This is a genomic window from Alistipes sp. ZOR0009 (assembly GCF_000798815.1).
GTDB lineage: Bacteria > Bacteroidota > Bacteroidia > Bacteroidales > ZOR0009 > Acetobacteroides.
In genome coordinates, this window is the sequence record NZ_JTLD01000023.1 from 23,182 (window position 1) to 32,496 (window position 9,315).

Annotated in this window: 6 protein-coding genes; 4 read left to right on the forward strand and 2 right to left on the reverse strand. The window is 44.5% G+C overall.

Annotated elements, in window-relative coordinates:
• The first annotated feature begins 506 nt into the window (after nucleotides 1-506).
• From L990_RS07930 to L990_RS07940, 3 genes are all read left to right on the forward strand, one after another.
• Nucleotides 507-2,165, forward strand: coding sequence for a C45 family peptidase (locus L990_RS07930; protein ID WP_047447418.1), 1,659 nt, complete (start codon nucleotides 507-509; stop codon nucleotides 2,163-2,165).
• The gene (locus L990_RS07935; RefSeq protein WP_047447420.1) at nucleotides 2,162-3,472 is read left to right on the forward strand and encodes a phenylacetate--CoA ligase family protein; all 1,311 of its coding nucleotides are present in this window, start codon (nucleotides 2,162-2,164) and stop codon (nucleotides 3,470-3,472) included. Before L990_RS07930 ends, L990_RS07935 begins: the two co-directional genes overlap by 4 nt.
• Nucleotides 3,473-3,572: 100 nt before the next feature.
• Nucleotides 3,573-4,151, forward strand: coding sequence for a hypothetical protein (locus tag L990_RS07940; RefSeq protein WP_047447424.1), 579 nt, complete (start codon nucleotides 3,573-3,575; stop codon nucleotides 4,149-4,151).
• 505 nt (nucleotides 4,152-4,656) lie between these two features.
• Here L990_RS07940 and L990_RS07945 read toward each other — a convergent pair.
• Together L990_RS07945 and L990_RS07950 are read right to left on the reverse strand one after the other, a co-directional pair.
• Nucleotides 4,657-5,883, reverse strand: coding sequence for a hypothetical protein (locus tag L990_RS07945; protein ID WP_047447427.1), 1,227 nt, complete (start codon nucleotides 5,881-5,883; stop codon nucleotides 4,657-4,659).
• Between the two features lie 278 nt (nucleotides 5,884-6,161).
• On the reverse strand, nucleotides 6,162-6,869 hold the full coding sequence (locus tag L990_RS07950; protein WP_047447430.1) for a hypothetical protein: 708 nt from the start codon (nucleotides 6,867-6,869) through the stop codon (nucleotides 6,162-6,164).
• A gap of 702 nt (nucleotides 6,870-7,571) precedes the next feature.
• Between L990_RS07950 and L990_RS07955 the strand changes: the two genes are divergently transcribed.
• Entirely contained in the window at nucleotides 7,572-8,312 is a 741-nt protein-coding gene (locus tag L990_RS07955) for a response regulator transcription factor (RefSeq protein WP_047447433.1), read from the forward strand.
• Nucleotides 8,313-9,315: the final 1,003 nt, after the last annotated feature.

A 9,315-nucleotide genomic window follows, 5' to 3' on the forward strand; every position in this document is an offset into this window, starting at 1 on the left:
GAGGTAAGAAGAAGTTAGAAGAAGTTACAAGAAGTTAGAGAAGGCAAAGAATGGTGGTTATCCCACATCTCATATCTCATATCTAAATCCCTGTGTCCTCTGTGTCTCCGTGTCTCTGTGTTGAAAAAAGAAGTTAAACGGAAATAGACGGAAGGTAGACGGGAGTTATACGGAGGTAAGAAGAAGTTAGAGAAGATAGAGAAGTTAGAGAAGGCAAAGAATGGTGGTTATCCCACATCTCATATCTAAATCCCTGTGTCCTCTGTGTCTCTGCGTCTCTGTGTCTCCGTGTCTCTGTGTTGAAAAAAGAAGTTAAATGGAAATAGACGGAAGGTAGACGGGAGTTATACGGAGGTAAGAAGAAGTTAGAGAAATAAAGAAGTTAGAGAAGGCAGAGAAGTCAGAGAAGGCAAAGAATGGTGGTTATCCCACATCTCATATCTCACATCTCATATCTCACATCTCACATCTCACATCTCATATCCCACATCTCAAATTATATAGTGATGAAAAAGGTTTTAAAATATGTGTCTATAGGTTTGCTGGCAATTTTGTTGCTAGTGGCGGGAGCTATTACGGTTCTTTATTTAAGCGCCGATATGGGAACACCCGAGGTGTCGGTAAACCTAAATGCGTACCCGGTATCGGATACCAATGGCGTGCGCACCTGCAAGGGAAGTTACCTGCGCCAGAGTGAAAGTGGTTTATGGGAGGCCTACCTTCAGGGCGATCCGTTGAGCAGAGGTGTCTCCATGGGACGTCTATCTCAAGATCTGCTCTTCTACCAGGAGAAGGTGTTTGTTGATCAAATTAAGGAGATTGTTCCCTCTGATAGCTACCTTAAGTTCCTTCGCTTCTTCACCATTATTTTCAACCGGAATTTGGGCGAATATATCCCCGACGAGTACCGAAGGGAGATCTACGGCATATCGCTATCGTGCACCAACGAGTATAACTTTATTGGTACACCCTACGAGCGGCAGCTCAACTACCATGCGGCACACGATATTGGCCACACCATGCAGGAGTATATGCTGGTAGGATGTAGCTCGTTTGCGGTTTGGGATGGCAAGAGCCAAGACTCCTCGCTGCTGGTTGGCCGCAATTTCGACTTCTATGTTGGCGATGATTTTGCCAAGAATAAGCTAATCTCCTTCGTAAATCCTAGCAGCGGCTACAAGTTTGCATCGGTTGGCTGGGCTGGAATGGTAGGGGTGCTGTCGGGTATGAACGAGGCAGGACTTACCGTTACCATCAATGCTGCTAAGGGGGATATACCCACCTCGGCCGCCATGCCTATATCTATTCTTGTACGCGAGATTCTTCAGTATGCCTCAACCATCAAGGAGGCGTATGCAATAGCCCAAAAGCGCCATACCTTTGTGTCGGAGTCTATCCTTATAGGTTCGGCAAAAGATGGTAGGGCGGCAATAATAGAGAAGACGCCATCGCAAATAGGGCTATTCGAGAGTGGGAGCGATAGGATTATATGCACCAACCACTACCAGTCGGATACCTTTAAGAGCGATCCTAAGAACTTGGAGAATATAGCAACCACCGATAGCCCTTACCGCTATAAGCGCCTCCAAACGCTTTTGTCGGATAGTAAGCCGCTAAACCCCACCTCTGCAGCTAAGATTCTGAGGGATAGGTTGGGCGTAAACGGCGAGGATATTGGGCTGTGCAACGAGAAGTCGTTAAACCAATCTATCGGTCACCACTCCGTTATATTTAAGCCCAAGGAGGGGCTAATGTGGGTATCCACCTCGCCTTGGCAGTCGGGGAAGATGGTATGCTACAACCTAAAGAAGATATTCGCTAAGCCCGACTTTAGCCGTGAGCTGGCCGATAGCAAGCTTACCATTGCGGCCGATACCGCTTTTATCCAGCACGACTATGCACGGGTGGTGGCATTCCGTTCGTTGGCAAAGCAGGTAAAGAAGTCGATTGGCAGCAGCATACCGTTAAACGCCGATTCGCTTGGTAGGCTGCTGGCTGTTAACCCTAACATGTACCATACCTACGAGCTGCTTGGGAACTACTACCACCATTTCGGCCAGTTCGAAAAGGCAAGAGTCTACTGGCAGAAAGCCCTAGGTAAGGAGATTCCCCGTGTAAACGAGCGTAAGGCTATTGAGAAAAAAATTAAAGAGCTAGGCAAATGAGAAAGGATCAACATATACAGTTTTTGACTCCTCAGGAGATAAAGCGCTACCAGGAGGCTTGCCTTAAGGAGGAGCTGAGCTACCTTCAGGCCAATTCGGCGTTTTACTCGCGCATGTTTCGCGAGCATAAGGTGGATATTAGCACGATAACCTGCATAGAGGATCTAGCCCAGCTGCCGGTTACCACCAAGCGCGACCTGCAGCTTTATAACGACGACTTTATCTGTGTGGATAGGGGGCAGATCATCGACTACGTAACCACATCGGGTACGCTTGGCGATCCCGTAACCTTTGCCCTTACCGATGGCGATCTCGACCGCTTGGCCTACAACGAGTATCTCTCCTTCACAACGGCTGGCTGCACCAACGGTGATATCATCCAGCTGATGACCACCATAGACCGCCGCTTTATGGCAGGGCTAGCCTACTTTCTTGGGGCTAGGGAGCTGGGTGCTGGCGTAATTCGTGTAGGAAACGGCATACCCGAGCTGCAGTGGGATACCATTAGGCGTAACCGCCCCAGCTGCTGCATTGTGGTACCCTCGTTTCTGCTTAAGCTGATGGATTATGCCGAGGCTAACGGGATAGACTATCTCAACAGCCCGCTAAAGAAGGCCATCTGCATTGGCGAGTCGCTTCGTAACAACGACTTTACGCTCAATACCCTTGGTAAGCGTATCAGCGAGCGCTGGCCTACGCTAACGCTGCATTCCACCTACGCTTCTACCGAAATGCAGTCGTCGTTTACCGAGTGCGAGTGCCACAACGGGGGGCACCATCAGCCCGAGCTTATAATTGTAGAGTTCCTCGACGATAACAACCGACCTGTAAAGGAGGGCGAGGCAGGCGAGGTTACCATCACCACGCTAGGCGTTAAGGGAATGCCCCTGCTCCGGTTTAAGACCGGGGATATCTGCTACCATACCACCGAGAAGTGCAGCTGCGGACGTCAAACCATGCGGTTAAGTCCAGTGCTAGGCCGAAAGGGGCAGATGATTAAGTATAAGGGCACGACCCTCTACCCGTCGGCGCTGTACGACGTGCTCGATAACATCCCCGAGGTGGTTAACTATCTCGTTGAGGTGTACACCAACGCCATAGGCACCGATGCCATTCTGGTAAAGGTAGGCAGCGAAAGCCAGTCGGACGAGCTGGTGAAGCATATCAAGGATTCCTTTAGATCCAAGGTGCGCGTGGCTCCTGATATTGTGTTTGAGCCGATTGAAAGTATTGCAAAAAAGCAGCTGCCTAAGATGAGCAGGAAAGCAATAAAATTTGTAGATTTCCGAGATAAAACTGAGATTTAAAATTTAAGCAAAGCAATTATGGAGCCTGTATGGCTAGCCGCTATAGGTATCTCTAAGTGTTCGCTATACGGGTTACATCTAACTTTTAAAAATTATCCGGATGAAAAAAGTATTATGTGCAGCACTGCTGCTACTCTCCTTCACCTTCGCTTTTGGACAGGACGGTAAGGATGTTGCAAAGAAAGAAAAGAGCATTACCTTCTTTGGGGTCGATTTCTCGTTGGCTAAGGCCATTGGCGTTGGCGAGACTCCAGGGGTGCTAAAGAATGCGTTCGACAATATCAACATGCTGTTTACAACCGAGGCTAAGAAGTACAACATCTACAGCTACTTTAGCAAGGAGAATGTGGTAAATAGCTTTGATATGGTGAACAAGCTGAATAGAACCATCGACGAGTCTAGCCTAATTGGTACCGATAAGGGCTACACCATATCATCCGAGATGCTCGCTAAGCATGTAAAGGCATACGAAACCAACGGTAGCGGAATGGGGCTTATCTTTGTTGCCGAGCGTCTGGATAAGCTAGAGGCTAGGGGCTACTTTCACGTGGTATTCTTCGACCTTAAAACCAAGGAGATTATTCTTGATAGAAGAGCATCTGGCAATGCCAATGGCTTTGGCGTAAGAAACTACTGGGCTAACCCTATCTATAAGATTGTAAAGGCTTGGAGCTACTAGCCATCCTTGCTACATAGCATACCCGCCGCCGATATCGTCCTTTCGATGTCGGCGGCGTTGTTTTTCTCCACGAAGGTATTTATAAGAAGTTAGACGGAAGTTATACTGAAGTTAGACGGAGGTAAACGGAAGTTAGACGGGAGTTACAAGAAGGCTGGGAAGTTAGAGAAGTCAAAGAATAGTGGTTATCTCATATCTCATATCTCACATCTCAAATCGCATATCTAAATCCCTGTGCCCTCTGTGTCTCTGTGTCTCTGTGTTTAAAAAAGAAGTTATACGGAGGTAAACGGAAGTTAGACGGGAGTTACAAGAAGGCTGGGAATGGAGGTTACCTCATATCCCACATCTCACATCTCACATCTCATATCTCATATCTCACATCTCACATCTCATATCTAAATCTCCGTGCCCTCTGTGTCTCTGCGTCTCTGTGTTGAATCACATCTCAAATCTCATCAAAGGAATAAGAGTAAACGAAGATAAAGAATTTGTGAGATGATTTTTATTTTGTTTTAAAACGAATTTTAAACTTCTTTTTGTTGAAAAATAGAAATTTGCAAAGGATTAAAATTACTATTATTGTAATAATTGTGTATTTTATAAAAAAATTAGGACTATTAGCATTTAATTCTTTAATTTGTAAAAGAACTCCATATAGTGCCATTGCTGATAATAAAAGCAGAATTCCTTGAATTATATTTCCTTGTTTGGTATTCCTTTCATCATCAATAGTCTTTAATAGGTTGTACATGTTGTTTTCTGCATCTTTAGCCATGTTCATTCGGCTTTTAGTAAACGATTTTTCATCTATTTCTTTTGTAATTTCTCGTTCGTTTGTAGACATGTAAAAATAGTGTAACTCTAATCCATTTTCAACATCTAGTATCCCAGTTAGTAAGTCTCTGAATTCGGAAGATGTGACATGAAATTGTTTGCTTATGACTTTATTTCGAGCAATAGATTTTGCTGTTTTAATTTTAGAGAAGTAAAGACTGCATTTCGAGTTTGAAACAAAGTCAAAAGCTAAATCTTCATGAGAAAGCTCCTTGTTTGTAGTATCCCATTCGTATAGATGGCAACCTTTTATAAAATGTATTGAAGAATGGTCTGTTAGCTCAAATCTATCTTTTATGTTTGGGGTATCGTTGTTTAGAATATGGTATGATGAAATTGCAGACTTTTGATTTACAATAGGTATTTTGCAAATAGTAGTATCCATACATTGACACTCTTCGTCATCATCAAGCAAAAAAATATTTGAAAAGTATAGAGGCTTTACTATGTTCAGTATTTTTATCTTCTCAAGTTTATCTGTAAAAGATTTTATTCCATTAAGTATTGCAGCTGTAGTATCATCAAATATGGGAATAAAGTGCTTATCTACTTCTTCGTTGTTAGGATCGCTTGTAAGGGTAAATTGTGCAATAGACTGAACAAAACCATTATTCCATAGTATAAACTCGAAATGTTGAATGCAAACGTCATTTCTTACTTTAATAGCATCGTTTAATTTATCTATATCTTTTGGTAAAATTTTTATTCTAATGCCAACCAATGTCTTTAAGATGCATATTTTGGAAACTTTAATTTTATCTAACTTTATCTTATTTTTCGAGTTGTTGATGCATACTTGTACTGTATAGCTGTCAATTTTTGAGAGGTTCTCCCATGCATTACTATTAATGGAAAATCCAACTAAAATGGATTTGTTTTCAATTATTGATTTCATAGTCTTGTTAGTTAGTTGAATAGTTGTGAGACTAATTTACATTGTTTTTTCTAATGTGTCAAGTTATTTGAGTTTTTTCGATTCTGCATTTATCTTTTATATACCTACTTTATAATATCCTTAAATAAGGATGTTGGGTGTATTTTGAAATGCTTTGCTGACGCATAAAAGTGCGAATACCATTCTCTGATTCTTTTTAATCTAAGAAGCTAGAATAGGAGAGTATCTATAACTCTAAAGGCACCGAGGTTGCCCTGGTGCCTTTGGGGTATGGCGTGCTAAAGGATTAGCGTGCTTTGGAGGTCGCTCCACGGACCTGCCAGCTCGGGGTGCTTGGTGTTAAACCAGCGGAAGTAGATGTAGAGACGTAGCCCCGTATTCTCGGCTCCGGTGTTTAACGTAAAGGTTGACTTGGTGCTCTGGTTTACCATCAGGTTGGTATCGATGGGCGAGGTGGGTGTTATGGCACCTATCGTATACCTATATTGTACGCAGTTGGCATCCTCGTGTATCGACGTTCTTTTGCCGCCGCTATAGCATTTAATAAGTACTGCACCCCCACCAATAGGCTGTAGCGTTGTATCTACCTGCTCGGTGATAGGATTTTGAGGGATAGAACGAGAACTTTTAGGGATTACCCTATGAATACCAAAGGTTTCTAAATCGGCAGTGGTAACATTGGGAGATATGGCTATGTGAGCAAACATAAGCGTCTCCTTCTCGAAATTGATCGCCGTTTCGATGGTGTCGTACAGTTCGCTGGTGATGGCGTTAGTACGTAGGTTAACCCTATCGCTATACTTGCTGTAGAGTGGAGTCCACTTGTCCAGAATACCCTTCCATACAGTTAGCTGTTCGGTTGGTACCCCAAGCCGCTCGGCATTGGTGGTTGGAGTTCCCTGGCGTAGGTAATCGTTGCTGTTACGAATGTAGGGGTCGAAAAGAGAAATGGTTGTTGGAATACAGTTGCCAATAACTAGTGCCATAGTAGTAATTTTTTGTTGTTGATAATTAGTTTACTTGCAGCTGCCTCTGCTATTTCGAGGAGTGATGCAGCACAAAGTTATTGCTACCGCTAAGGCTAGATCAATAGGCCTATAGGTCTATTTTTAATCCTAAAAATGTCGCCTATTGCCTTTTTTTGTAAATTAGTACAAACAATGGCGCGCGTTAATGCCTGCCGCTATCAGGTTGGCTGCTGCTGGAATGTTGCCGGGATAAGGTACTGGTTAACGTGATCGATGAGGACATCGGGTAGCAATACCGGGATTCGCATTTGGCTTAGAATGCTATCTGGGTAGCCATGGTTGGCGCTACATGAGGAGAGAGTTTTGGCTGGAATGAATGCTCTTGCGTAGTCTTAGCAGCACCCGTAGGGGTGCATAGCAGGTGCAACCCCATTCTCCTTTCGCATATTGCTTCAGGTTGCTTCTGCTATTCCGAAAGCGCATTCCTGTAGGTTGGCAGCCTGAGGCTATCTCCATGCAAGCATCACGTGGCAGCAGGTACGTAGCATAGAATGGGGATATTTTAGCTACCTCAATGCTTGAGTGCCCCTATGCCATGCCACATGGCTGGTTTCGCCAGCCTTTGGCCTGCATGCTGTGACTTCCTTGCAAGCCCTCTATGCCTTTTATCCACCCTAAATCTTGGTCGAACGCACGGGTAAAATAGAAGCGCTGTTTTTTATGAGTGAAGAGGTGCAAAAGCTTCGAGGTCGGATTTTGAGGTTGCTGCAGAGCAGTACAAGCGTAGTGCCGAATATGGTTGGGTTTGGCATGGAGCTTACCTCCTGCGTGGTTTCCACGCATCGGCAGGTTGTTGCCTGCTGCGACATGCAGCGGGGATGCTACAGCTTTAGCCTGATAAAGGAAGGGTGCTTTATCCACCTCTCGTCGCTCTCCATCCCCTTCAACGAGTTCGAGAAGCTCATCCATAAGGATGATATCTCCCATTTCCGCCACGCCCAGCTCGCCTCCTACGCATACATCGAAATGCAGGAGGACGATTTGCCCTTCCGCTTTATGCTGCAATTCGAGTGCCGCATGCTGTATGCAGGCACCTACCGCCGCACCTTTTTTCGGTACCTCTTTTGGGAATATGATTGCTACGGCTACCACCCGATCCTAACTCTAAGCCTGCAGATAGTGCCCTTCTGCAACCAAAACGTTACCCATCGGGGGGTGTACCTGGTTAACCGCAAGGGAGGAGAGGTTGCCTACCGCACGTGTTACTCCCTTACCAAGCGCGATCAGGAGGTGCTTTCGCTAATAGCCAAAAGGTGCAGCTCGTCCGTTATTGCCGAACAGCTCCACATCTCGGAGTATACCGTTAGGGCGCATCGGCGCAGCATCTTCACCAAAATAGGCTGCCGCAGTGAGATTGAGTCGGTGCTCTACGCCAGCATGCTCGGTTTGCTATCCGACTAGGGGTGCTCTCTTAGCCGCTATACCTGCAGGAGATAAGGGGAAATGTTTATTTTAGAAGAAGTTAAACGGAGGTATACGGAAGGTAGCTTCAAGAAGTTATACGGAGGTAAACGGAAATATACGGAAGGTACACGGGAGTTAAACGGAAGTTACATGAAGGCTGGGAAGTAAAAGAAGTTAGAAGAAGTTAGAGAATGGTGGTTATCTCCCATCTCCCATCTCCCATCTCACATCGCATATCTAAATTCCGTGTCCTCTGTGTCTCTGCGTCTCTGTGTTAAAAAAGAAGTTAAACAGAGGTAGACCGAAGTTAAACGGAAGTTACATGAAGGCTGGGAAGTAAAAGAAGTTAGAAGAAGTTAGAGAATGGTGGTTATCTCTCTTCTCATATCTCTCTTCTCATATCTCCCATCTCATATCTCCCATCTCATATCTCCCATCTCATATCTCATATCTCATATCTCATATCTCACATCTCAAATCGCACATCTCATATCTCACATCTCACATCGCATATCTAAATCCCTGTGCCCTCTGTGTCTCTGTGTTAAAAAAGAAGTTAAACGGAGGTAGACCGAAGTTAAACGGAAGTTACATGAAGGCTGGGAAGTAAAAGAAGTTAGAAGAAGTTAGAGAATGGTGGTTATCTCTCATCTCATATCCCATCTCACATCTCAAATCCCACATCTCACATCGCATATCTCACATCTCATATCTCAAATCTAAATTCCGTGTCCTCTGTGTCTCCGTGCCTCTGTGTTTAATTGCTTTCTCAAATCTCATATCTCATATCTCTGTACTTAAAAATAGAGTTATACATCCCCAAAATAACTAGCTAACCCTTCGCTTAGCTGCCTAAGTTGGATGCATCTAAATAGTGGTAAATATGCATGTGTGCTATACTACTTATGCATCCGAATGGTGCTATAGATGCATCTGACACCACTACTTATGCACCTGTGTGGTAGTATTGCTGCATCTGTATAGGTGGTTCGCTGCTTAC